The sequence below is a fragment of the Pseudoalteromonas sp. SR41-7 genome (assembly GCF_014163935.1).
In the GTDB taxonomy this organism is placed as follows: domain Bacteria; phylum Pseudomonadota; class Gammaproteobacteria; order Enterobacterales; family Alteromonadaceae; genus Pseudoalteromonas; species Pseudoalteromonas distincta.
In genome coordinates this window covers 36,869-59,867 of record NZ_JACJEF010000017.1, presented here as the reverse complement: position 1 = coordinate 59,867, position 22,999 = coordinate 36,869, and the positions used below count along the sequence as shown (strand labels likewise).

Sequence of the window (22,999 nt, the reverse complement as noted above, 5' to 3'; positions counted from 1 at the left end):
TTGTTATCGTGCCATCCAATGATTAGGGTTATGTGGTGCAGGTGTATTATCTTTAATTAGTCGCTTAGGCATTCTGACTCGCATTTCTTGTGCAATTGCATAGCTCATTACTTGGTCGTCAAAGCCGCCTGGTTGCGCGCCCATTCGACCTTTTTTATCGTAAACGAACGTATTGAGCTCGTTAACTGTGCCACGCCAAACAATGCCGTCTTTATCGTGAGTAAGGAGCTCGTCTAGGCCACTCGTTAAAATGGGCTTTGACTGTGCACTTGTATGCCAGCCTACCTTGCGTGTTTCTTCGTCCGTATCTTCACGATCAATGTGTTCTTCCGTGTAAATCCGGCTAGTTGGGTAAATCTCAACAAGCTCTTGAAGTGTTGCATGACCGTGATTGTTTCGCTCAACGCCGATATAGGCCTTGTTATACATAAGTCCGATATGCTTGTTTATGTGTGCAAACCGCTTAGGGTCTATATGACCGAACCAATGTGCTACCTGTCGCCCGTCCGATCTGGCAACAACGTCTAATGAGCTGCGATCGCCGTGTTCCAATCCTTCGGCAACATCGGCACCGATCGCATAATCTTCGTTCTCGTCTGGTAATTCCCACACAAGAAAGAAACCAAGTGTTGATTGAGCCAGCTTATCGCCACCTTTAGCGCTTAAATCAACTTTGCCATTCATTTTTTTGCGCTTGCCGGTGTATGGCTCAAGATCATAAACAAGTAACGGCTTAACGCATCGCCCTTCGGCACGCATTAAATCATCACTATCAAACACTTTACGGCCTGACGTTAAGAATGCTTCCATCGGTGTAGATGGATATTCCTGCTTCATCTTGCCTTTTTGGTTGCGCTCCTTGCCTATGTACCAGCTAATTTGCTCGTCTGTGAGTATTGCGCCGTTAGCTTTTTCAACTGCTTTAAAGTATTTAGCCTTTTCCTTTGATAGCTTTAAGCCACCCGGCGGCACAGCTGCTACATACTTAGGATCATCAAACCAAGGGTAAAAATGAAATTTAAAGTCTTGCGGGCCAAGCATTAAGCCTGACGCTAAAAGCTCCATCGCATCGACTGACATATCAAAGAAGTTACCGCTTGCGCCTTCTGCTGTTGACTCTATAAAAATATAAGAGCCTTCATGTACCGCATTCAGTGAGCCCGACTGAACCTCGTCTGCTCGTAATGGGTAGTTAGCGCATATCTTGCCGTACTCAGATACGTGCAAAACCTGCAGGGTTCCTGAACGGAAAGAAACCGCAACTCGTATCCATGAGTCATTATTAAACTTAATGCCGGTGCCGGTTTTACTTTTAACTGAGCGTTTGCCGGTTTTAAGCCAGCTTGGTAACCGCTCATAGGGATACAGTATCTTTGAGGAAAATATTGCCCCTGCTTCGTCCTTGCCCTGGGCAATTACCCCGCACTGCCTATTGTCGTTAAACATGGCATGGTCCAGGATAAAAACCTGTATTGCTGTACTAAACCCCAACTGACGCGCTTTTAAGATGATGTTTAAAAACCACATCGACATAAACAACACGGTTTGCGCTATACGACAACGAAATAAAACCTCACGGCCTTTCTCGTCCGCAATGATGTATAAGTTGTTTATTCGCCACCACCAACAATCAAGGTATGGCTCGCAACGCTCTAATAGCTCAACTTCGTCTAGTTCAAAGCGTTCTTCAGGCGTTAACCAAGTGCTTTTAGGGTATTTAGCTAGTTTGGGTTGCATTACTGGCTAACCACGGTATCTAAACCGCCTGTACGTTTATCAATGAAATCATCAAGCTTACTAGTGCCGCCAGCTTCTTTGCGTGCTTTTGCTGCTTCATGCTCTGAAATTTCTGCTTGATATTTGCCGCGCTTGGTTGCGTTAACCAGCGCTTGTGTTTGTTGTTTAATGCGTGACGTTTCAGCAATCAACTTGCCGCGTGCCAATGTATCTGTTTCAAGGCTAGACAGCGTTTTAATTATCGACTCAACGCGCTGAACGTTCCTATCAAGTGCATTCTCAGCCTTAAACATTGACTCATAGAGCCGCGTTCTTGCTTCGTTATTAGTGTCGGGATCATCTAATAGCTTTTGAATACCATGAATAGCATCCATTACTAAATGAATGCGTGCTCTACAGAGGTCTAGCTCATCCTCTAATGATGTGGCTTCAACGAGTTCGTTAATATCGTTATTGAAATACTTTGTGTATCCGCCATGCTTAACTAAATGCAGATTTCTACTGCCGGGCTTAACACCCGGCTTTTGCTTTCCTTCCTTAGTTTTACGCTCTTTAGCTTTTGGTATGTTTTTTAAATTAGCTTTAGGTAGCTTTATGTAACGCCTAGCAGTGGCGTAGTTAATCCCATTAGATTCGCAAAAGTCACGTGGTCCAATACCGGTTAGCTCATGCTCGTTTAGAAATAGCTCGCTTAAATCGTCCCATTTTGACACTACTTGTCACCGTTACCGCCCTTGATGCCAATGCGCTGTTGAAAATAGCGCTCTAGCAAAAAGATTGACCTACCACCCATGTGCCCTGATATACCTGCAGTAGCAGCTGTAATAGTGGCTGACATGCCCATTTCCTGACATATCAATACTGTAATTATCCCTGCAAAGCCGCTAACAGCCCATTCACCGATAAGTTCAACAACGCTAAAAGGTAATTTATCGCTTTTTCTACGATTAATGTAATTCACTGTACCACCCCAAATGGCAAGCAATAGAAACCAAACGTAACCAAGGCCCAAGTCAATCAAACCCTTTAATATTGGCCCTGTTTCGTTAGGCATTGTCTTTTTCCTTAACTGTCTTGGCTTTTATCATGCGCTCTATAAGCGGTGTTACGTTTTTAATTGCTCTCTCACCAAACAAAAATCCAAGCACAAGTAAATTGATTATATAAAGAGCACCTTCCTGCTGCTCGCTTAATGACCCCCAACTGCCACTGAAAACTTTAAAATCCATGTACAGAGTTGCATAACCCCAAATAGGGCGCTGACAACCGCGTAAAAAAAGCATTAAGGGACCAAGTAACGGCACTGCTTTTAAATCTTTAGCAGTTCCTTCCAGTTCAGCAATACGATTGTTAAAAATCGTTTGCTCCTGGATGACTAACTCTTGAACTTTTAATGCATTTTCATCAACCGATGTTTTGATACGTAAATCTAATTCAGCCTTTTCCTGTTCGCTCATGCTTGGTGGATAATAATCCTTAACGGCCTGAACAACTGACGAGCCCAAGCCGCCACTAAAAAAATCAACGGCTTTAGTTAATATATTGCTCATGCGTTTACTATCTCCAATGTTGCAGGCTTACCATCAAGCAAAATCATTAGCTCGTTGAATGCGCCACTACTATTTAAAACAGCCCACTCATCGCCCACAGTGCCAAGGCCTTTTCCTGGTGCAATGCAGCCTGCCAATTCGGTTGCTTTGTTTGCAACATGAATAAGAATGTGTGTGCGTAATGACGGTCCGTAGATAGTTACGCCTAAACTTTGTTGCTGTAGCGCGTAGCACATTCCATGCTTTGGACTTTCGTGAGGTACTAGCTCATAGATTCCACAAGAAACGCAAGAAATAGACGGCTTATTGTTGTTCCATTCACGTTCGACAGTAAAACAAATAAACTCGCCTTTTGCGTATAACTCACCAAACGTGCCAAAAATATCCTTTGGTGTTGGAAGGCGTTTAAGTAAAAGTTTCATGGCTGGCCTTTTTGTTTCGCGCATAAAAAAGCCCGCTAGTGCGGGCATGTATTTTCTATTTGTGATTATTGCTTGGAATATGTGTTGCTAAATTCCTTCCCTTGAACATCTTTATATCGATAAGTTATCTCGCAACTTTCGATAAACTCCATAATGTCTATAAATTCTTCTTGGCTACTTGCCCACACTCCTAAAAACCGTCTCCTTCCCGATGGTGTCAAACCATTAGGAAAGCCAATATCTATAGAGATGGAACCTTGGAAAAGCCTCTGTATACCAATTTGAAAATCACGGTTTGATATAGCTTTGCCGTCTTTCTTTACTGTGAAGTCTATATCTAGTGCCGCGCCAGAACCGAAGTTTTCAATAAATATTTCACATTCCCATTTTCCCACATCTATAATGCGGTGAGCGTCTAAGATTGGCCTAATAGAGCTGGTATACAGCCTTTCATTATGATTTAAGCCGCTCCATGCAAAACCAAATGTAATTAATGTCGCAATCAATGCTATGAAATCACCAAGCTTTACCTCAGCATTGAAGCCTTGGCCAATTATAGCGCCAGATAAAAAGACCAGCGCCAAACCAATTAAAATTACACCATCTAATTTACGCATTTTCTCTCCTTGTTTTAAAAGAAGGTTACCATGCTCACACGTAAAGTTGGGATCTAAAAACAAAAAAATCCGCTCAGTCATAAACTAAGCGGATTTCTTCAATATGGGAAATAGTATATCAGGATTGGGGGGGTTGCAAGTTAATCATCCCACCTTGGTTTTGATATATGACAATGATTAATCCAATTAAACAATTGAGCTAAACGTGCTTCCGCTTCTTCGTAATCTATTTTCCCTAAATCAATAGACTCCCATATACTTAATAAAACATCGGGAGCTTGCTCTGGTAGGTATGTATAAAAGTTACTACGTAACATTTTAAATAACTCATCACCATCAGGGCTAGCGTCTTTGTTGTCCCATATAGATCCAGTTCCACCAATTCCCCAGCCACAAAGCACAAACCCTAATTCCACGGTTTGCATACTGTCTCTATTCTCATTCCAAACTTCTACTTTAAACAACATAGCTTTACCTTAAATAGTATTTTTTATACTTCCTCGATGCATGCGCACAGAGCTGGCTACAACACCTTCTAAAGTGAATTCGTCACCACCTTTGAGTACGTAAGGTTCGTATTCATCACTTGCAGACAGTAATTGATTGTTTTTAAGGTCTGCTACTTTGCAAACATACTGACCGTTTAGTACAGCAACTATTACGTCACCAGGCTCAACGTTCAAGCTTCTATCAATCAAAAGCACATCACCATCAAATATACCTACACCTTCCATTGAGCGGCCGCTAGCTATACCGTAAAAAGTAGCATCTTTATTCTTTTCGATTAAGCCTGATACGCCGCTAGGTAAGTCGGTGTAGTTATTCAACTTGTTCAAGTTACTAATTATTAGAGCCATACTTTCCTCTAATCATCTCTATTAAATAAAACATCTAAAAAATCATCAAACTGTTCATATTTTTTAAAAGATTCAGGTTCAATCAATTTAGGTAAACTTCTTTCTGTGCCAAGAAGTGACTTGGATATAATTGCAAACCTCTTATTAAAATTATCATGGAAGTTGACTGTGACTTTTCTTAGGTCATGAAGTTTTTCTTGCAAAATTAAAGCCTTGGACCTTTCAAAATGTATACTTATAATTAAAATGTCTTTTTCTAAAGCATCTATAGTAAGTATGACCTTTTGATAATCTTGCTCTGCCCTTGCCATTGCTTTCGATTTAGCTGCTAGTTGAGATCTTAGCTTATCAATAGCCTTATTTAACTCAATCTTATTTCCACTATGCTTTTCATATAACTCAGCTTCTGTTAAATTTGAATCTTTAATTTCATCTAGGTAAATAAATGTTTTAACTTGTAAATCCCTTGCATCTAAGTAATGGGAGTACAAGTGAACAAATTTTCCAATAACCTCTGAAGCTTGGTCAAACTCCCTTTCAACCTTCCATGATTTACCTGCAAACCAAGCCGCAATGAATAGCAAAGAAGTCGCTAAAGATATTAAAAACGTGAAAGCAGCAATGGCTACATCACTAAATGACCCCCATGAACCAGTAGGAACAAAAGCGTCATACAAAAATAGAAGTAAAAAAAGAATCAATACGTAAACAAACGATACACATTTAACCCAAGAACCTAACTTTTCCACTACTCTTCGCCCTCTATTTTATCAGCCAAACCCCTAAGCTTATAAGCAAGCGTTACCTTTGTGTCATTTTTATTGAAATATGCTTCGAGATGTTCTGAATTAGTGTCTATGCGCAGTGTAAAATGACAATGTTCGCCACACCCTACGGGAAGAACTTCTATACTGGTGAGTTTGTCTTGCATGGTTATATCCTTATTTCATGCTCTATTCTGTACAAGCGAATCGCTAGAAATTATATTCTTCATTCTTTTATATCATAAACTTAGTGGTAATTATTCTAATAAACCAATTATATTGACATCATCATAAAAAAAGTTAGTCTAAAGTTAAGTTTACTATTTCGCAGTTAATAATAGCTATGACATTCAGTTTTTCATTTGAGGACATTGAACTCTTATCGCCTTTAAAAGTTAGGCGTAAAAAGTCTAATGCGCTCTGTAAAGAGATTATTAATCGCTACCTGCTAAACCACTTCAAAAAGTATTTCTCAAATGCTAAGCCTACAAGCCCTATTTATGCTTGTTTACTATCCGCTGCTCTCAGGCCTATAAATGGAAAGCCAACTATAAAGCAGCTTTTTTACATTCCATACACTGTATCCATCTTCGTCTCTATTTTTATGCATGACAGTAAGAGATGCCTTTCATAATGAAGGGTGTCACACCTTAAAGTGTGTTCATTGAACAAAATGGTGAACCATGAATAAATTAGAAAATATAGATTTTGAAAACAACTTTAGCGAAGAAGCCTATGAGTTAATTATTAAATCGCTGTCATTATCCAATATCGCAATTGCAAATGACTGTCATAAATTAAATTGTTTTGAAATGACAGCAGATACTTTAGAGGTCGCGGCAGAGTTACTATTAAAGGCGGCTAATATTGCGAGAAATCAAGCGAAATAGCTACACAAGCTACTTTGTTGATAACAAGCTTAAATAAATAAGTCTTAATTTTATCTGACAGGTTTGGTTAGTAGGATTCAATCAAATCTGTCAGTCGCGCATAAGCCAGTTAGATGTTGATAGCATTTGCCTAACCTAAGTTAAACAGTAAGCTAAAATAACAACTAAGTAGAGCAAGCCTGCTTTCATATTCTTTGGCTAAGGATATGCTCAATTCAAATAGTAGCTGCCTGGGATTCATTCTGAATGCTAGTAAGTGATATCTCTAAACTCATTCAAAGCTCTTAACAGATTATTCTCTAGCTGCACAACGCTATTTAGATAGATTTCATCATCCTCAGTAAGAAAGTAAATTTCTGGCTTATATTTGAGACCATTTCCTCTTATTCCAGAAATGTATATAATTTCCCAGCTTTCGTCTCTCAAAAGTTTATCTAATGAATGACAAAGCTGAATAATATAATCTTGCCTCACTTTTATTGATGGATTGAATGACCAGAATTCATTCATAATATTCCAACCAACAGATCCAAAACTCAAACCTACATGACCAAGCACTACCCGCGAATTATCAGGGTAATACCTACCGGATTTACGAATGCTTTCATTTAGATCAAAAAACAATGGGGACAAATAATTTATGAATGATTTGGCCTTTATTAATTCTTTCTCCGTGTCAAAAGTACCGGTTTGTAAATGTGGATTATTGTATTCTTGCATTGCTTTTTTTTCAGACTGGCTTTTCCACGAAAATAGAAGAGCATCTGTATGAGCAGTTTCATCCTGATCAATCGTTGAAGAGCATCTTTCACAAAGCCAAATTCCATTACTAATATCCTTGCGCCGCTCAGATGTCATATCAGTGTTATATCTTTTCCCGCCTGGAGCTGCAGCATATATATGAGCGGCTCTTCCGCCATTGAGCTTCATATAAGGAGAACTGCCTGGAGCAGATGTTGGTGCCAAACATGCTGGATTACAGCATCTATTTCCTGCTCTATCTCTTAATATATCTTTAGTCTTTTGTGTGAAATCGTCTCTATTATTCATATTACATCTAATAATTTTAAAGGTTTGAAATGATCGATTGCTAGAAGCACCTAACGAAGCTATAGAATAACTGCAAAAGGCAAAATTGACCTATAGAAGTTCCTAAAATAAATACTAAGCATTTTAAACACATTAGGCAAAGTATTTAGACGTCATATATGCGCAACTCTTCAACAAGAGACTTTAGTACCACAATGCACAAATAAAACAGACAAAAATTGTTAGTTATGATGTATACCACGTACGAGGGGGTAACAAACTTTTTTAAAAGTCGTTTATATCATTTGTTAGATATTTTTATTAGCATTAGATATCATTTCATTTCGCTCTTTTTCACTTAATACCGAAATGGCTCCTAAATATACAAACCTTGAGTTTGCATACCATGTTGAACCCGTCGAACCATCAGGCTCCCGGATATACCAATAGTTAAATAAAAACCATGACACATGCTCTGACCACGTATACCCAGTGCAAACTGAAGGGTTTTCTCTATCAGTCCATAAACCCAAATCGCCTTTACCTATAAAGCCCTTTCGATCTTCGTGCGACATAAGCAATATATCTTCATTTACAGCTAAAGTTAATCTCAAGCGAGTTTTGAAAGGAGCCTGACGAAGAAGGGTTATTATATCATCGGGAACCGTTTGTCCTGCGTCATATAAACGACACCCAAATGATTTAGCTAAATACCGGTAAAGCGAAACCAAGCCTTCTTCAAAGTCATCTCCGTACACATCTGTGAAATCGATAAATCTTTTACGAAGAATGTCACTTTCATTTTGATACACATAATCAATAAACTTGTCATAAGCACGGTCAAATGGCTGTGTAAAACCAGTATTGCATTCATGGCATAGCGAAGGTGCGTATTTTATTCTCTTAGCGTCTGGACCCTGCAGACGTCTATGTTCTCCATTTTTATCATGGACTATTTCCAAATCGCCTTTATATGGGCCTTTACCATACACCCGAATAAGATCAGACTTTTTTATAATATGCTCTTTGCTGTTAGCCTCATTTGGGCAGATCCAACACTTTACCATTTATCTCATACTCTCATAGCCTAAGCTTTATCAGGGAACACTAACCTTGTTTTACGGGAAAGTGTTCTTATTTTGTGGATCTCTGTCGATAATAAATAACGTAAATTATTGCCAGCTACGCATACCATTCTTAGGGTGGTTTTCATCACGTAAAAAAGAGGTGGCTTCCTCTTAATATTACTTAGCTAATGATTGACACTTTATGGTCAGTTATTGCTCACAGCAAATCTTCTCTAATGTGCTAATTGAGGACGGTCAGGAGAATAATGTCTGAAATCAAGATTTGACTGCTCTGGCCTATAACGCCCTAATAATGGGCAAAAAACTGTTGGTTAAAATGTTAAAGCACGAAATATAACCAACTGATTTTATTGCCTTTAAGTTCCTTGTTAGGAGTTGGGCATAGCATCGGCAACTTGTTTTATTAAGTCTCTTAAAAAGGAATTCTTCTCTGATAAAAACTTCAAGGTCAATACTTCCCTATATTCCACAGTAGTTTTATCGCTCTGAGATCTTTTGGGCTTTGAAAACTTTACGACTGTCATTGGAGTATCGTCATTCGTGAATATACGACCATGTGCAAGTGCATCTCTTAGCTTCTCAATTGGTTCAAAATTAAGTGTAGTTTCAGATAATTCGTTATATTTACTAGTAAGCTGTCTAAATGTTCTATAGTCTGTTATGGGATTAACGTTCAATATTTCACCCACTTTCCCATCTAGTCCTATATCAGGTTCCCCCAGTTTTTTTGCAATATAAAACCTTAGTAATAACTCGAGAGAGTTAAAGTTTGTCCAAAGCTTCCCCAAGCTTAAAGCATGTTTCTCTAGATTATTCATAGTGTACTAAGACTCCTAACGCTTTGCTAAGCGGCTAAAAATGGCTGGCTATAATAGCGAGGTACGAGCACAGCCAGCTGTTTGGCCCGTTTAAGCTACTTGAATGGCTTAGGTTTTACTTGAGCATCACTTGTAACTGTACTAAAGTTAGTAGTTTCCCTAATATCAGGCTCATGAAAAACAATTACCTCTTTTGATTTAAGCCCATCATCACAGCCATGTAGATGCTTTCTAATATCAATGATAATGTTTCGAACATCCTTTGCACCAGGTTTATGAGAAAGGCAGCTAGATAAATCCTCTGCGAGATCTCTAGGCAACCATAAAAATGCTTGAAAGGTTAGTTTGTTGAGTTGATGGTAATCGAGTGTTCCATTTTTTTTAATCCACTCAGCAAGTAGATCGGCAACGACTTCACCCTTTAACCTCATTTCTTTTTGGCTTTCAACCTCAAGAATCTTTTTATCGTATTCGTGCTTCACAGACCAACGTAATCTTGTAGCAATCCACGAGCGTAATAAAAAAGCGACAACTACAGTTGCACTAACTGTTGAGAGAGAACTTAGTAAAGCGACTACAACATTTTCCATATGATACTCTGAGTTTATAACAGCTTATTGAGCACTACTTTGGTGGTTTATAAAACACCAAAACGGCATATATTACATACCCTGATAATTTCATCAACAATTACCTTTGTAAACAAGTAATCAAAACAGCTAGGACTTAAGCATGTTATTTTGCCCCAAAACGGCGTTTAATAATGTTATCTGACAAAATTAGGATCCTACTCAAAGATGTAGGAATAAATTTAACTTTTTCAGTGTCCAGTTATCGCTCATAGCTGCCTGGGTAATCTTCAAAAAAAATAATGAAACCAAAACTTATTCATCACATAAACATGAGAACAGATTTGAGCTACTCCAAATTAAAGCTGCGCATTTTACGTATTTAATCGTTCATATGCGCAGTAAGTGTAGTTGATTTTTCTTATTATAAAAAATATCAACAACTTAGGAATGCGCACATTGCGCACTTTAATTTGCGGAAATACTCTTAGTACGCAATGCTTAGATTAGAACTAACTCCAACCAAATACCTTACGCTAAGCAACGTCCTCCATTTTTACGCGTATATTCTTAAATATATCGCTTTCCCAGCAAGCTATTAAACGCAGTAGCTCTTTCGTAATGTCATCATGGCTATCAGTGTAGCTTTTATGCCCGATACCTATAATCTTGCATCTGCTACGGGTTGATACTGTCTTTCTGCCTCGGCCGTAGCATTTAATACATATTTCAGCGTTAAGGTTAGTCGCCTTTTGCCCTGGCACTAAACCACTACCATCACATTCACCACATACAGGTTGCACAAATTCATGTATTGCAGCCATTACTATACCGTTTAGTGTTTCCGGTTTAACTTTGTACTGCTTTATCTTTACGAATAACGTTATGTGCATAGTAAGCGAGCGTACAACACGATTAAGCCGTGTTTCTTCCCCTACATAACGAAAGTAAGCCCAATTTGTTTGGCATTGTGGCAAACCGGCTAAAGCATGGGCTGCCGTTCGCCAATCAATAACGTCTTGCCCACTACCACCAAACGTACCAGTGAGATTAAGTGTTTTAGTCGATAGCTTAGATAGTAACTTTATTGGCTGCATATTATCTCACTCCCATACGCTTGAATATATCAATAACTTCTCTGTGAGCTTTGAAATCTGCGGGTTTAGCGAGTAAACTTTCAAGCGCTAAACACGGCCAAGATAAATCAAAAGTTTCAATTCCGCCTCGCTTTAGCATCCATCCGTATACATGCTGCGCGTGAGTCATTTTTAGCTTTAATGGTTTATCATCCATAAAGCGCCACCAAAGCAGCATCGCGCTTATCTTCGTTGCTTCTGCCTTTCCAACCTGTAATTTGGTTGAAATACTTATCGCTTTTTTTAGCTTCTCGCTTTACCGGGCCTTTTAGTGGTGCAATTAACTTTACTTTATATCCCTGGCTTTCTAATACTTGCTGAATTAGCGAGCTTGTCGCTTTACACTTACCTACGTCCTGGCAGATTTTTTCTCGTACAGCGCGTTTGTTTTTTATCTTTGCGCCAAACAGCGGCTTTATGGCGCTTGGGTTCTCTAATTTTATTAAAATATTCTCTTTTGGCCCTACTGCTGCTATGTACTCGAACATATTTACAAAGCTTAGTGACTCAAGATGAATTATTTCTTTGCCGTGAATAACAGCAACACCACTTTTAACAAAGTCGGGATCAATGCCTATCGTTAAATTCATTTAGCCACCTGTATCAATTCTTGCTCGAGTAAAAGCTTTTGCGTTCTAACCATGCCGTCATACGCATAAAGCCTAATAACTTGCGGTGTATTCACTCTTACTCTGTCATCTATAGCATCGTGACACGCTGAGCATGCGTAAGTGGCGTGAATATCGTCACACTTCTGGCCCATGCCTGAACCCTTGCCAACATGAGCAAGTACAACTGTTTCGGGGTTGCGGTTGCATACGCCTGGTATACGCACTTGGCATTGCTGGCCGCGTGCGCTATTTCTTATCTTTTTACTAATGAGCGACATTGTTTGACTCCCCATACATAGCCAAGTGATAAAGATCATCTGGTTGCGGTAGTAAAAGCTCTAAATATTCAGCGCAGTATTGCTCTAACCAATTTAGATACTCGCAAAACTCTTTTATGTTTAGCTTGCGCGTTCGCTTGCGCACGATTATTGGTTCCTCGTTGCCAGCTTGAATAACTTTTACACCAAACTTTCTACGCACAAATACTTCGTGTACGTCCTCTGAACTATTTTCTTGCCCGTAGTGCTCGCGAAAATAATCAGCAATTATCTGGTTCCACAGCCAAAGCAAACGGTTTTGAGCCAAAGAGCGCTTGGCTTTGTGCTCCTTAAACTCAACAACAACGTTTTTGCCCTGCTTTAAAAGCGCCCTTACCGCTTGCCCAATTTGAGGCATAAAGTATTGGGCGTTAGTAACGGTTACTACTTTCTTACTCATTACGCGGCCTTATCTTGCTTCTTGGCTTTTTCTTGCTCTTTCACTGCCGCCTTTTGCGCATGCACTAGAATGTAAGCACCAATTGATAGGAATGAATCGCGCAACTCGTTCGTTAAGCAATTTTTTTCAGCGAGTACGGCAACTGACTTTGTTAAATTGGCAAATGCTGCATCGTGGCTTACCTGTGCACCATCTTGAATAATTTTTGCTGCCTGTGGCTTTGCGTTAGCGATAAATCCATCACAAAAAATCTCGCCTGCTGGTGATAACTGAGTAAGTGTGCTTTTTTTAATAGTCATGGTTTGCTCCTAAGCTGTTTTTCTTGCGTTGTTGAATGTTTTATCTAGCTCTGCATTAAGTGAATAGCCTTGATTAACTGGCACTTTGCTCGATGTAAAGTTACCCGGATTAGCCTTAATATTGCTTTGCCTGGCTGCTTGCTTAGTTATTGCTTGTAAAGCGTGGTGATTTCTACCCTGCTCTTTTTTGTCTTTAATGTGTTGCGGTACACTATCAACACCACACGCTTTAGCGGCGCGGGCCATTGCGCGGTTGGCCTCTGCGGTTGCAAAGCCTAATTGCTTTGGTGTCGGTTTTTTAATTCCGTCCAGGGCTGCGAATTTTGCTTGCTTCGCATCTGCTAAAGCGGCTTGATAGTGAACACCTAAAATTTCTTTTAAGGCTCGAATAAATTGTTTTTGATCTTGCTCGTATGATTTCATTGCCCCACCCCCGCATATCTCAAATAGGCCGGCGGTGCGTTATATTCTATTTTCAGTGGTATTGGGCTTAGCTCACCTTTGCCATACTTATCAGCCAATTCCGTGTAACGGTTTTTAGCCATCTTCTTCCATGCACTATCAGCCATCGTTGATCGCGCTGCAGCAATGTGCTGGTTAAGCCAATAAACTAAAGGTTCTGACCACTCCTTGTCTTTTCCGTAATTTTTATTGCGCTGTTCGTTTATCTCGCTCATGCAACTATCGAGCGTTGGCATGCCCTTCGCCTGCAGGCATAAAATTTTAAATTCAATTGGATTTGGTGCGTGTCTCTCGCTTGTTGAAAGTAAACGCGCCATATCTAACGCAGCTCTTACGTACTTAGCGATAATTCCCATGCCGTAAAGCTGCCCAGCATATTCATTTGCAAACAAAACAAGGTTTCCGCGCCAATTAAAATCACTGTTTGGGTAGTACGCTTTTAGTGATGGCAACACCTCATCGCTGATCAGCTTAACCAGCACATCGTTAGTCTGCCGCTTGTCGGTGCTGTGGGTCGTTGAAACTTGAGTGCTCATCAAAGCACCTCATCATCGTGCGGTGTTGGAATGTGGGCCACTGACTGCTGCAAAGCAGCCAATTGATCGCCAACGAAGCTAGATTGACTGCCAAAGCTCTGCGATGACTTTTGATTTGAATTGGCTATCCAAGAATATTTAAAACCTTGCCAGTTTCGCGTTATGCACTCGGATAAACATTCATCGACACTGAGTCCGTTTTGGCAAGCAATTTGAAACTGAGTCCCAAAATTGTTAATCACGGTTTGACTAACGCTCGCTTTTTTGGATTTACGCATAGCAATCCAATCATCAAAAATTTGATTGCTAGGCATGGTTGGCCAAGTAGAAAAATCTAAAGATTCGAGCAAACTTTTTTTGTTTATTTTTTTAATATTATCTTTTGTATTAGTTTCTTTTCTTATGTGGCAGTCATTTTCGACTAGTTTTTTAGTCGTTTTTGACGAGTTAGCTAGTCGGTTTTGACTAGTTTTAGGGGTGCTTTCAACTAGTCGGTTTTGACTAGTTTTTAGTTGTTTTTGACTAGTGTCTATTTCTTGCCAATCGCTAACAACAGGGTTGATTCCAGTGTTTTTACCGTCACGAAATAACACTTTCTTAGCGATCAAACCTTTAATTATTTTCCCGATATTCGTGCTATCAATTCCGGTCAAACTGCTAATTTGTGTATTCGTCATCCAATCATTTTTTTTCTGCCAGCGGTACGTTTTACTGATCACAGCAAATACAATTTGATACTCTCGCGCACTTAGCTTTACCGGTGGGTTTGCAAGTGTGTCAGTTAGCTTTTGGGCTAGCCTGTCATAGCCTTGCTCAATATCTGCCTTCACATAACCACCTGTGTCATGTTGATTAATTTCGTCCCCTCGTTTATCAGGGAACTTGTAAACTTCTGCTAAATTGTTCATAATTATCTCGCTAAATTGAAACCCGCTATCGTGCCTCCTAAGCTGATGCGGGTTTTGTTTTACCTGCGAGTTGCGTAGTTTCTGCTACGTAACTCGCGCATTTCTGCGCAACCAATACACAAATTTGTTTTTATCGCCTTTTTACGCGCCTCTTGAATTTCACTACCACACTCAATACATTCATCTGTTGGCACTACTTCTGGGCGCTTTAAGTTCGCAATCTGGAGCGCTTCGTGGTGCTCCATTTCTTGCTGTGCGCTATCTGCTAAATCCATAAATAAAACCTAAAATTAAAACTGATTAAAAAGCGCCCTTTTGTCTGCTAGCATGCAAGTGCGAATTACTAAACCAACAAACAAAAGGACAAAAACATGAAATTCGATATTTCTTCTTTTAATAAAATTGCAAAGCCACTATTAAATAAACTTGCTGAGCAATTCCCACTACCTTTAACCATCAAACCTCAGAGCTATAATGAACCCACTTTTGACCGTGAGCTTGATGGTCCACTGCTTGAGCCAACGCTTCATTTTTTAGTTGAAAATAAGTTTCTAACCACTATGGAAGTCAGAGCTGAAGGCTACACCGCCTACCTAATAACCGAAAAAGGCCTATCACTTCTAAATATCGACCTCATAAGAGAAATCAAAAAGACCCCTTCCGTTTACGAACAAGGCAAAGTGGGTTGCTAGTCATTTACAATTACTAAGGTGCTTACTCTTATGTTTTGCTTTTCCAACGCATAAGCAGCAACGTCTGATACAAACCCAATATAAGAGCGGCTATGTAATCCATGTAGAGCCGCTTCTTTTTCAATTAACGATGCAATTTCATCGACCTTGCTGTCATAACTCTTCCAGCTCGCAATGTCTTTTTCGCGAAGCTCTTTTTCGGTTAACTCTTTGCTCTTATCACTCATCACGCCACCTTCAACGATGCTGACTTAGCTGCCACTGGTTCATTAGGATCAGGCCTAACCATCTGTTCAATTTCAGCGTTAAGCTGCAAAGCTGTAGAAATAATAGAAAGGGTATTTTTCTGAATGGCATTAAAATCTAATTGCGTGATCACGCCTTTTTGTCGTGCCAAGCGAAAGGTTTTAGCAAAGTCGCCAATAGTTTCTTGCAAATGCAAAACCTGATCGGCTAATTCATCGTCAGATAAGCCCACTTCTGGTAAATCAATAACAGTCTTGCCTTCGCTATAGGCCCAGGCGTTTAAAATTCGACTGTCATTAGTGATATTCTGAATAGCAATTGCTTCTTGCAGTGTTAATACATGCGAATCAATATTTGTATTTAGCTTATTGCTAAGTGTTGTTGGTGACTTAGCCATGACGCGCGCAATTTCAGACACATTAAAGTCACTCGCAATACTTGCCGCTGCTGCAAGTGGGCATCGAGCGCTAGGCTTAGCGTTTCTCGTACTCTTTTTAGATAAAAGCATTTATAGTTTCTCCTATGCTGCGGTTTGCGGATGACTATCTTCATAAACAGATAGATCGACTTTCAATTTGCCACCGGTAATAAGTTGAAGCTCAAAAGCTCTACCTCGCGGTATGCGTTTTGCTTTTACCCACGGGGTAATCGCGCCTTTCGTTATAGGCGGATTAAATGCGTTGGCTAACTTTGCTTTACCGCCAAAGAAATCAACTGCGTCTTGGGTTTTCATATGAACCTCCTAAAATATATCTGTAGAGTATAGTTTTATGAACATTTACAAGTCAAGGAAAGCAAACCGCCAAGGTAGTATTATGTTTAGTTATCTATACTAAGGAGTAAGCTCATGACTTTTCAGGACAGGCTTGAACAACAAATGAAAGCTACAAGTATCAAAGGAATTGATATTGTTAATAAACTAAATGTATCAAAAGGAACCGTAAGCCAGTGGCGTAACGGCGTTACGAAACCAGGTGGTGAAAATGCAATTAGACTGGCTAAGTTTTTGCGCTGTAATTTGACATGGCTAATCGAGGGTAAAGGTTCACCTAATAAAAACCTTGAATTAGAGTTAGGCCCTGACTTAAGGGGAAAGGCTCCTCTTATATCATGGGTGCAAGCTGGGAAGTGGAAGGAAATTGATGTGAATATGATCAGGGAAGATGTAGGGATAACCTACTACCAGCACACTGCCAATGTAAGTGATGACTCTTTTGCATTGAGAGTTAAAGGTGACAGCATGACGAGTAATACTGGAGGAAAGTCAATTCCGGAAGGCTCTGTGATAATTGTTGACCCAAATTTATCAGCAGAGCATGGAAAGGTTATTGTAGCGAGGCTTGAGGATAGTAATGAAGCTACATTGAAGCAGCTTGTTATTGATGGCGGCTCAAAATACCTTAAGCCTTTTAATAATAGCTACCCCACTATGCCCATAAACGGTAACTGCACAATTATTGGTGTAGTTAAGCAGGTAATACAGGATTTCTAAAAAGGAATAATCATGAAAGGTAAGATTTTTACAGGTATTATTTCTGCAGCAGTGACGAGCTTTATAATTAATGATTTTAATGTAAATGACACTGAGTCTGCAACCGTATGGCTTGGTTCGTTTGTTACTATTACTGTAGCCGCATTAATTGCGGCATCATCGCCAATAATGTTCAGGAGCAAATTTAACTCCCCACTATTTCAAAGCGTATGCTTGATTATTTCGTTTGGCCTTTTAGCTGGATATTCATTGTCTGAAAAAGAAAAAAAACAACAACTAAATAGTAAATACAATGATCTATTGATCGAGCAGCTAAATACGGTTAGTGGAAACGATTGCAAACATAAAGAAATTATTTACGAATCTCTTAATCAATGCGCCAACGGAGATTTGAGCGAAAACGAAAAAACACTTTTAAAAGAGGCTTTAAAAAGAAAAATAATTCAGTAACCCACCCTAAATTCCCTTATAAAAGCAGATAGCGCCCCATAAGGCGTTTTTTCATTAGCAACAAGTTTAGTTTTGTGAACTTTTAATTTGACAATTAAGTATAGTTATATAAACTAATGTCAAAGTTTAGAAAAACGAACCTTGAGGCGAAAATGGAAAACAACACTCAAACCACTAGTCGATTATCACTTGAAACAAAAACGCTTATAGCTTCTCTCTCTGTAGAGTCATTTTGTTATAGAAATCGCTCACACGTAAACGTAGTTACATGCGCAACGGACCCGTCTATCAGTGTATTTGTTTACATAGACGGCAAAGCTGAAAAGTCTTGGATTGTTTTCCTAACTGATCACGATGCGGCAGAACAGCTTCAAGTAATACTAAGCGAAGTACGCAGCTTTAAACGCATTGGCACATTTAACCTTCCTACGTTACTAGCGAGCTAGATCAATGAGCAACACAAAAACAGCAGCAGAGATCCAACGGTTATTAGCCGACCCGTTTGAAGCCCACGATATCGAATGGCGTGTGCAACAAAGTGGCGTATCTGGCAAGAGTAAGCCATGGGTAATGGTTATCCCTTACATCACTAACCGCGCAATTCAGCAGCGCCTTGATGATGTTGTTGGTATAGATGGATGGGAAAACACCTACACAGAAGCCGCCGGCGGCAAAGGTTACTTGTGTGGTTTAAGTATTCGCTTTGGCGATAAGTGGATCACTAAATGGGACGGTTCAGAGTATTCGCAAATCGAAGCATTAAAAGGCGCTTTATCTGGCGCTATGAAGCGCACAGCGGTTCAATTTGGCATTGGTCGTTACCTTTACTCACTTGATACCGAGTTTGCAACATGTGCACCGGTTGAAAGTCGATTTGTAGCTAACGGTGAGTTTATCAACATACCGCTTAGTAAGGGCAATAAAAACGGCCCTAGAATGAGCGCCGAGTGGTTCCCGCCTGAACTTCCTGACTGGGCGCTACCTAAAGCTAAGTTTGATAAGTACCTAGATGCTATCGAGCAAGCAACCAGCCTATTAACACTGCGCGAACATTACGAGCAGGCTTATAAATTTGCAGCTGTCGTTAATCGCATAGATATACGCGACAAGGCGATTGAAATTAAAGATCGCAAAAAAGCAGAACTTGAAGCTAGAGAGCAAGAAAATAGCTTAAACGCAAATAAGAAATTTCACTCCTGGCTAAATCAATCTATCAAAGACCGCATTGTCACAGCAGAGAACGAATCAGTATTAACCCTGAACCATAAGCACTTGTTACAAGAGCTCAAAGGTCATTGCCGAGCAACCAAAGTAGATAGCAGTAGCTTTGTAGCTCAAATCAACCAAGCGCATACAGAGGCGCTAAACAAACTAAGAAACGGAGTATAACCATGGCTACTAATCAAAGCACAGCAACCGACTTGGTTGAAGTTGTATACCAAGAAGATTTAACCAAAAAAGGCCTTGCAGATTTGCGCAAGAAGTATCCTAAATCGTTTTCTCTTGATATGTCAGACGATGAACAATTTAAACAAGCTCGCGCTATTCGTGCAGAGTTCAACAAACTTGTTAAGTCTATTAACGAGCGCCGCATTGGATTTAGTAAAGAACTTAAAACTTATGGTGATGACTTGGTTAAAAAAGTAGAGGCTATTTACGCGCCTACTGTTGAAGCTTTTTTACTTGAAGATAAACATCGCAAAGAAGAAGCTGCACGCATAGCCAAAGAGCGTGAACAATTTTTAAATAAGCAACGTGATGAAATAGCGCAAATGGGCAGCTTTGTTGACCAATGCAAAAATCAAGGTTCACAGTTTATTGCTGACACAATCGAAGCCGTTGATCTTGTTGATACCGAATCGTTTGATAAAGAGCTTATTCACGAAGCTATCGACACTAAAAAAGGCATCTTAGAAACGCTTAACAACATGTATCAAGCAGCTAAAGCAGCAGAAGCAGTTGCAGCAGAGCGCGAACAATTACGCATTCAACAAGAAGCCATTGCACAGCAAGAGCGCTTACAAAAGCAAGCTCAAGAGATAGAGGCTCGCATTAACAACTTGCGCGCCGACCCTATGAATTACTTTGATAAATCTAGCGCAGAGATAGCCGCTCGCATCGAAAAGCTGGATACCTTCACGCCTACCAATGAAAAGTTTGGCAATCGCTTAGATGAAGTTATCCAAGTGTTAGCTCAAGTAATCCAACAGCTAAAAATGATGCACCAACAAAAGCTACAGCTTGAGTCTATCGCTGTTACTACAGATCCAGAACCACAAGTTCAAGTGAACCACGAGCCAATTGAGCAAAGCACTCCTATAGAGCAGCAAGAGCATGAAGCACTAACCGAAGTAAATCGTATGTTAGACCAAAACGAGCAGCCGCTACTTGGTAATAGCTTTAAATCAACAATGTTTGAAAATACTAGTGCGCCTATTAACTACATGCCTCTTTCAGCATGGCCGAGCAGCCAGGACCGAGCAGACAATGATGAGCTAGACCGCATTTGCGACCAGCTAGACCTAGCTGAAAGCTACATCGAAGTATTAGAGCAGCGCTTAAACAAAGCACACGCAGCGTAAGTTCCCAACTCCGACCGAGCAAGCGCCTACGGGCGCAAGCTCTTTTAAATGAGGTTTATATGAAAGCATTACGCGTTCCACGACTAGTAGCAGCAAGAGAAGATTTTAAAGATATTCGCGTAGGCCAAGCAACTATTGTCGCATGTGAAGTTAATGGCGAATCTGGATGGGCATTACCTGGTAGTAATTTTACAACAAGGCGCTCTCTTGCATTCAACGTTTGCGCAAAGATGAACAACATCATTTTAGATCTTGGCGGCATTAGACCAGTAATGAAGTTCAAGCGAGCAGCTTAATGATGCATGACTACATGGCAATTAAAGGCAACAGCTCAAGCGCTTTAGAAAAGCAAAAGCGTAGAGATTTTATAAAGATGGTTGCAATAAACAGCGCTCGCGTTTTAGTCGTTTCCATTATTGTTTTAATAACAACCAAGTAAGGAGTCAGTCATGGCTAGAGGTGTGAACAAAGTAATTTTAGTGGGTAATTTGGGCGAAGATCCTGACGTTCGTTACATGCCTAACGGCAATGCGGTAGCGAAAATCAGTCTTGCGACTAGCGACAGCTACAAGGATAAAAACACTGGTCAAATGGTAGAAAAAACCGAATGGCACCGCGTTATTTTCTTTGGAAAATTAGCGGAAGTTGTGGGCGAATACTGCCGCAAAGGTTCACAAATTTACGTTGAAGGAAAACTTCAAACGCGTAAATGGACCGACCAACAAAGCATTGAACGTTACACGACTGAAATTGTAGTCGATGGCTTTACAGGTCAAATGCAAATGCTTGGCCAAAGACAGCAAGGCCTTGGACAGCAAAGCAACCAAAGCACACAAGGTAATAATTCTTACCAAAACAGTAACAGTTCTTACCAGGGGAATAACCAGGGCCAGAACAAACAGCAGCAAAGTGGTCACGCTCAAAACAACCAAAAGCAAGGTGGTTTTGCGCCAAAGCAGAACCAAGGTGTAACTAATAATCAGTACATGAACGGCGGGCAGCAAGGCGGCGCATCTAATCCTATGAGTCCTGGTGATGACTTTTACGATGATGATATTCCGTTCTAAATGATATAAGGAAATCCCTATGTTTGAACAATTCAAAGGCAAAAAATTTAATCTTATTTACTGCGATCCTGCTTGGCAGTTTGGCAATAAAAAGACAGGTGGAACTATGACAAGCGGCGCAGCGCACCAGTACAAATCAACAATGAGCGTAGACGAGCTAAAAGCTATGCCTATTGATGATATAGCCGCAGACGATTGTATCTTGGTTATGTGGTACGTAGGTGCAATGCCGCAAGAAGCCCTGGACGTTGTTAAAGCATGGGGCTTTACGCTTAAAAATATGAATGGCTTTGTATGGAACAAGCTAACCATAAACAACAACCCACTTTTTGGTATGGGGTTTTGGACTCGTGCCGGTAGCGAGTCGGCCATTATTGCAGTTAAAGGAAAGCCAAAAGTTGCTAGTCGCTCAGTGCGTGCAGTTGGTAATTACGACACCGAAAGCCTAGACGAAATACTAGGCCGTGGCGTTTTTGCAGGTGCCTACCCTATCGGCGTGCATAGCGAAAAGCCAAACGAGTTTAGAGAGGCGTGTTTTGAGTTGGCCGGTGACGTTCCTCGCGTAGAGTTGTTTTCTCGAAAGCGCGTTAAGGGCTGGACCGTTTGGGGTAATGAAGTTGGCAAGCTTAATAAAAAAGCAAAAGCCGCCTAATGAAACCACAAGTAAAACGTAGAGCGCATACCTGGTATGCACTAACCAAACTAAGGAGTGAGCCATGCAAGTGCAATTTAATTTCGAAGCGCCAATTGAGTCACCAGCAACAAAAGAAATAACAAGCTACTGTTCAAAAATTGGAATGCCAAAAGCATGTGTTAGTTGTGCTTATTTTGTGCATATCGGGTGGGAAGAAGATGATCAGCACCCGCTGTTAAAGTCTGGAATATTTAGAAAGTCATTACTAACAACTCAAGTAGGGGTATGTAAAAAACAAGGTGGCAAACAATTTGGTACAGAAATTTGCCCGAAGTATTCAGCACATCCTGATGTTATCCCTGTTGAAGTTGAAAATAGAGCTGTGCCATATGGAGTGAAACAATGAACAATGCAAAAATCAAAGCCCTAGCTCTAAAGCATGGCTTCAAATTAAGAGAGCAAAAAGGCGGTGAAATTGACCTAAACGACTACGTTTATTCATTCGCTTGGGCGCTACTTCAAAGCGGTAAGCCTAACGTGTCGCACAAAGCATACTTGGCCGACTTACTAAAAGATGCCGCTGATTGTGTACCGGAAAAGAGCGTTGGGTACAGACTTAATATTTACGCCAACGATGTATGTAGTGATGAACCACGTATGCAGTGGAATTTTTACAACGGTGTTGAGCGCAGTAATTTTGAGTGTCGCGTACCTGATACACGTGAAGAGCTAAACACAGCCCTTAACAATGCAAAGGGCTGTATGAAGTCGGCTTGTTATAGAGCTATGAACCCAGATTTTGATAAAAAATTAGCATAGGTGATTT

General features: G+C 40.2%; 38 protein-coding genes and 1 pseudogene. 12 read left to right on the top strand and 27 right to left on the bottom strand.

Annotated elements, in window-relative coordinates; genetic code table 11:
• Nucleotides 1–3 precede the first annotated feature (3 nt).
• From H5092_RS17825 to H5092_RS17780, 10 genes are all read right to left on the bottom strand, one after another.
• Nucleotides 4–1,737, bottom strand: coding sequence for a terminase (locus tag H5092_RS17825; RefSeq protein WP_220492557.1), 1,734 nt, complete (start codon nucleotides 1,735–1,737; stop codon nucleotides 4–6).
• Entirely contained in the window at nucleotides 1,737–2,450 is a 714-nt protein-coding gene (locus tag H5092_RS17820) for a hypothetical protein (protein WP_182734390.1), read from the bottom strand. Before H5092_RS17820 ends, H5092_RS17825 begins: the two co-directional genes overlap by 1 nt.
• On the bottom strand, nucleotides 2,450–2,791 hold the full coding sequence (locus H5092_RS17815) for a phage holin family protein (RefSeq protein ID WP_182734388.1): 342 nt from the start codon (nucleotides 2,789–2,791) through the stop codon (nucleotides 2,450–2,452). Before H5092_RS17815 ends, H5092_RS17820 begins: the two co-directional genes overlap by 1 nt.
• Entirely contained in the window at nucleotides 2,784–3,287 is a 504-nt protein-coding gene (locus H5092_RS17810) for a hypothetical protein (protein ID WP_182734386.1), read from the bottom strand. The genes H5092_RS17815 and H5092_RS17810 overlap by 8 nt, the downstream gene beginning before the upstream one ends.
• Nucleotides 3,284–3,709, bottom strand: coding sequence for a DUF5675 family protein (locus H5092_RS17805; protein WP_182734384.1), 426 nt, complete (start codon nucleotides 3,707–3,709; stop codon nucleotides 3,284–3,286). Before H5092_RS17805 ends, H5092_RS17810 begins: the two co-directional genes overlap by 4 nt.
• Before the next feature lie 65 nt (nucleotides 3,710–3,774).
• Nucleotides 3,775–4,326: a hypothetical protein gene (locus H5092_RS17800; RefSeq protein WP_182734382.1), complete on the bottom strand. Its 552-nt coding sequence runs from the start codon at nucleotides 4,324–4,326 to the stop codon at nucleotides 3,775–3,777.
• Nucleotides 4,327–4,466: 140 nt separating this feature from the next.
• Nucleotides 4,467–4,751, bottom strand: coding sequence for a hypothetical protein (locus H5092_RS17795; protein ID WP_182734380.1), 285 nt, complete (start codon nucleotides 4,749–4,751; stop codon nucleotides 4,467–4,469).
• A 51-nt stretch (nucleotides 4,752–4,802) separates the two neighbouring features.
• Nucleotides 4,803–5,183, bottom strand: coding sequence for a LexA family transcriptional regulator (locus H5092_RS17790; protein ID WP_182734378.1), 381 nt, complete (start codon nucleotides 5,181–5,183; stop codon nucleotides 4,803–4,805).
• Between the two features lie 8 nt (nucleotides 5,184–5,191).
• Entirely contained in the window at nucleotides 5,192–5,932 is a 741-nt protein-coding gene (locus tag H5092_RS17785; RefSeq protein ID WP_182734374.1) for a hypothetical protein, read from the bottom strand.
• Complete coding sequence (locus H5092_RS17780; RefSeq protein ID WP_182734372.1) at nucleotides 5,932–6,114, bottom strand: hypothetical protein; 183 nt, start codon at nucleotides 6,112–6,114, stop codon at nucleotides 5,932–5,934. Before H5092_RS17780 ends, H5092_RS17785 begins: the two co-directional genes overlap by 1 nt.
• A gap of 516 nt (nucleotides 6,115–6,630) precedes the next feature.
• Here H5092_RS17780 and H5092_RS17775 point away from each other — a divergent pair.
• Nucleotides 6,631–6,837, top strand: coding sequence for a hypothetical protein (locus H5092_RS17775; RefSeq protein ID WP_182734370.1), 207 nt, complete (start codon nucleotides 6,631–6,633; stop codon nucleotides 6,835–6,837).
• A 249-nt stretch (nucleotides 6,838–7,086) separates the two neighbouring features.
• Here H5092_RS17775 and H5092_RS17770 read toward each other — a convergent pair whose 3' ends face one another.
• From H5092_RS17770 to H5092_RS17705, 14 genes are all read right to left on the bottom strand, one after another.
• Nucleotides 7,087–7,887: a hypothetical protein gene (locus H5092_RS17770; protein WP_182734367.1), complete on the bottom strand. Its 801-nt coding sequence runs from the start codon at nucleotides 7,885–7,887 to the stop codon at nucleotides 7,087–7,089.
• Nucleotides 7,888–8,174: 287 nt separating this feature from the next.
• Complete coding sequence (locus H5092_RS17765; RefSeq protein WP_182734363.1) at nucleotides 8,175–8,933, bottom strand: hypothetical protein; 759 nt, start codon at nucleotides 8,931–8,933, stop codon at nucleotides 8,175–8,177.
• A 389-nt stretch (nucleotides 8,934–9,322) separates the two neighbouring features.
• Nucleotides 9,323–9,772, bottom strand: coding sequence for a hypothetical protein (locus H5092_RS17760; RefSeq protein WP_182734360.1), 450 nt, complete (start codon nucleotides 9,770–9,772; stop codon nucleotides 9,323–9,325).
• A gap of 95 nt (nucleotides 9,773–9,867) precedes the next feature.
• Nucleotides 9,868–10,362: a hypothetical protein gene (locus H5092_RS17755; RefSeq protein WP_182734356.1), complete on the bottom strand. Its 495-nt coding sequence runs from the start codon at nucleotides 10,360–10,362 to the stop codon at nucleotides 9,868–9,870.
• A gap of 515 nt (nucleotides 10,363–10,877) precedes the next feature.
• Nucleotides 10,878–11,438 (bottom strand): hypothetical protein, encoded by a 561-nt coding sequence (locus H5092_RS17750; protein WP_182734353.1) that lies wholly within the window; start codon nucleotides 11,436–11,438, stop codon nucleotides 10,878–10,880.
• Nucleotide 11,439: 1 nt separating this feature from the next.
• The gene (locus H5092_RS17745; RefSeq protein ID WP_182734351.1) at nucleotides 11,440–11,634 is read right to left on the bottom strand and encodes a hypothetical protein; all 195 of its coding nucleotides are present in this window, start codon (nucleotides 11,632–11,634) and stop codon (nucleotides 11,440–11,442) included.
• Complete coding sequence (locus tag H5092_RS17740; RefSeq protein ID WP_182734349.1) at nucleotides 11,627–12,067, bottom strand: hypothetical protein; 441 nt, start codon at nucleotides 12,065–12,067, stop codon at nucleotides 11,627–11,629. Before H5092_RS17740 ends, H5092_RS17745 begins: the two co-directional genes overlap by 8 nt.
• On the bottom strand, nucleotides 12,064–12,366 hold the full coding sequence (locus H5092_RS17735) for a DUF1364 domain-containing protein (protein ID WP_182734345.1): 303 nt from the start codon (nucleotides 12,364–12,366) through the stop codon (nucleotides 12,064–12,066). Before H5092_RS17735 ends, H5092_RS17740 begins: the two co-directional genes overlap by 4 nt.
• Entirely contained in the window at nucleotides 12,353–12,805 is a 453-nt protein-coding gene (locus tag H5092_RS17730; RefSeq protein WP_182734342.1) for a recombination protein NinB, read from the bottom strand. The genes H5092_RS17735 and H5092_RS17730 overlap by 14 nt, the downstream gene beginning before the upstream one ends.
• Nucleotides 12,805–13,104, bottom strand: coding sequence for a hypothetical protein (locus H5092_RS17725; protein WP_182734332.1), 300 nt, complete (start codon nucleotides 13,102–13,104; stop codon nucleotides 12,805–12,807). Before H5092_RS17725 ends, H5092_RS17730 begins: the two co-directional genes overlap by 1 nt.
• A 9-nt stretch (nucleotides 13,105–13,113) precedes the next feature.
• Nucleotides 13,114–13,527: a hypothetical protein gene (locus tag H5092_RS17720; protein WP_182734328.1), complete on the bottom strand. Its 414-nt coding sequence runs from the start codon at nucleotides 13,525–13,527 to the stop codon at nucleotides 13,114–13,116.
• Complete coding sequence (locus tag H5092_RS17715) at nucleotides 13,524–14,102, bottom strand: hypothetical protein (RefSeq protein ID WP_182734325.1); 579 nt, start codon at nucleotides 14,100–14,102, stop codon at nucleotides 13,524–13,526. Before H5092_RS17715 ends, H5092_RS17720 begins: the two co-directional genes overlap by 4 nt.
• On the bottom strand, nucleotides 14,102–15,010 hold the full coding sequence (locus H5092_RS17710; protein ID WP_182734321.1) for a replication protein: 909 nt from the start codon (nucleotides 15,008–15,010) through the stop codon (nucleotides 14,102–14,104). Before H5092_RS17710 ends, H5092_RS17715 begins: the two co-directional genes overlap by 1 nt.
• A 59-nt stretch (nucleotides 15,011–15,069) precedes the next feature.
• Nucleotides 15,070–15,285: a hypothetical protein gene (locus H5092_RS17705; protein ID WP_121953873.1), complete on the bottom strand. Its 216-nt coding sequence runs from the start codon at nucleotides 15,283–15,285 to the stop codon at nucleotides 15,070–15,072.
• 96 nt (nucleotides 15,286–15,381) lie between these two features.
• On the opposite strand from H5092_RS17705, the gene H5092_RS17700 reads away from it, so the two are divergent.
• Entirely contained in the window at nucleotides 15,382–15,702 is a 321-nt protein-coding gene (locus tag H5092_RS17700; RefSeq protein ID WP_121953874.1) for a hypothetical protein, read from the top strand.
• Here the strand turns inward: H5092_RS17700 and H5092_RS17695 are convergent.
• From H5092_RS17695 to H5092_RS17685, 3 genes are read right to left on the bottom strand one after another with little or no spacing between them, the layout of a single operon-like run.
• Nucleotides 15,699–15,929, bottom strand: a complete 231-nt coding sequence (locus tag H5092_RS17695; RefSeq protein ID WP_121953875.1) for a hypothetical protein — start codon at nucleotides 15,927–15,929, stop codon at nucleotides 15,699–15,701. The two genes, H5092_RS17700 and H5092_RS17695, sit on opposite strands and share 4 nt — an antisense overlap.
• On the bottom strand, nucleotides 15,929–16,456 hold the full coding sequence (locus H5092_RS17690) for a phage regulatory CII family protein (RefSeq protein ID WP_182734317.1): 528 nt from the start codon (nucleotides 16,454–16,456) through the stop codon (nucleotides 15,929–15,931). Before H5092_RS17690 ends, H5092_RS17695 begins: the two co-directional genes overlap by 1 nt.
• Before the next feature lie 12 nt (nucleotides 16,457–16,468).
• On the bottom strand, nucleotides 16,469–16,681 hold the full coding sequence (locus tag H5092_RS17685; RefSeq protein ID WP_182734303.1) for a Cro/CI family transcriptional regulator: 213 nt from the start codon (nucleotides 16,679–16,681) through the stop codon (nucleotides 16,469–16,471).
• Nucleotides 16,682–16,795: 114 nt separating this feature from the next.
• Between H5092_RS17685 and H5092_RS17680 the strand changes: the two genes are divergently transcribed.
• The 10 genes and pseudogenes from H5092_RS17680 (at nucleotide 16,796) to H5092_RS17635 (ending at nucleotide 22,992) form a co-directional block, all read left to right on the top strand.
• On the top strand, nucleotides 16,796–17,440 hold the full coding sequence (locus H5092_RS17680; RefSeq protein WP_182734299.1) for a LexA family transcriptional regulator: 645 nt from the start codon (nucleotides 16,796–16,798) through the stop codon (nucleotides 17,438–17,440).
• A 12-nt stretch (nucleotides 17,441–17,452) separates the two neighbouring features.
• Nucleotides 17,453–17,890 (top strand): hypothetical protein, encoded by a 438-nt coding sequence (locus H5092_RS17675; protein ID WP_182734297.1) that lies wholly within the window; start codon nucleotides 17,453–17,455, stop codon nucleotides 17,888–17,890.
• Nucleotides 17,891–18,042: 152 nt separating this feature from the next.
• Nucleotides 18,043–18,336, top strand: a complete 294-nt coding sequence (locus tag H5092_RS17670; protein WP_182734295.1) for a hypothetical protein — start codon at nucleotides 18,043–18,045, stop codon at nucleotides 18,334–18,336.
• 4 nt (nucleotides 18,337–18,340) lie between these two features.
• Nucleotides 18,341–18,725, top strand: a pseudogene (locus tag H5092_RS20900) (Rad52/Rad22 family DNA repair protein); the annotation flags it as partial.
• 556 nt (nucleotides 18,726–19,281) lie between these two features.
• Complete coding sequence (locus H5092_RS17660) at nucleotides 19,282–20,472, top strand: hypothetical protein (protein WP_182734290.1); 1,191 nt, start codon at nucleotides 19,282–19,284, stop codon at nucleotides 20,470–20,472.
• 59 nt (nucleotides 20,473–20,531) lie between these two features.
• Nucleotides 20,532–20,768, top strand: a complete 237-nt coding sequence (locus H5092_RS17655) for a hypothetical protein (protein ID WP_182734286.1) — start codon at nucleotides 20,532–20,534, stop codon at nucleotides 20,766–20,768.
• Nucleotides 20,769–20,921: 153 nt separating this feature from the next.
• Nucleotides 20,922–21,539: a single-stranded DNA-binding protein gene (gene ssb, locus H5092_RS17650; protein WP_182734282.1), complete on the top strand. Its 618-nt coding sequence runs from the start codon at nucleotides 20,922–20,924 to the stop codon at nucleotides 21,537–21,539.
• Nucleotides 21,540–21,558: 19 nt separating this feature from the next.
• Nucleotides 21,559–22,191 carry an MT-A70 family methyltransferase gene (locus tag H5092_RS17645; RefSeq protein ID WP_182734277.1) on the top strand — a complete coding sequence of 211 codons (633 nt, stop codon included), beginning with the start codon at nucleotides 21,559–21,561 and terminating at the stop codon, nucleotides 22,189–22,191.
• A gap of 64 nt (nucleotides 22,192–22,255) precedes the next feature.
• Nucleotides 22,256–22,579 (top strand): hypothetical protein, encoded by a 324-nt coding sequence (locus tag H5092_RS17640; protein WP_182734275.1) that lies wholly within the window; start codon nucleotides 22,256–22,258, stop codon nucleotides 22,577–22,579.
• Nucleotides 22,576–22,992: a hypothetical protein gene (locus H5092_RS17635; RefSeq protein ID WP_182734273.1), complete on the top strand. Its 417-nt coding sequence runs from the start codon at nucleotides 22,576–22,578 to the stop codon at nucleotides 22,990–22,992. Before H5092_RS17640 ends, H5092_RS17635 begins: the two co-directional genes overlap by 4 nt.
• The last annotated feature ends 7 nt before the right edge of the window (nucleotides 22,993–22,999 follow it).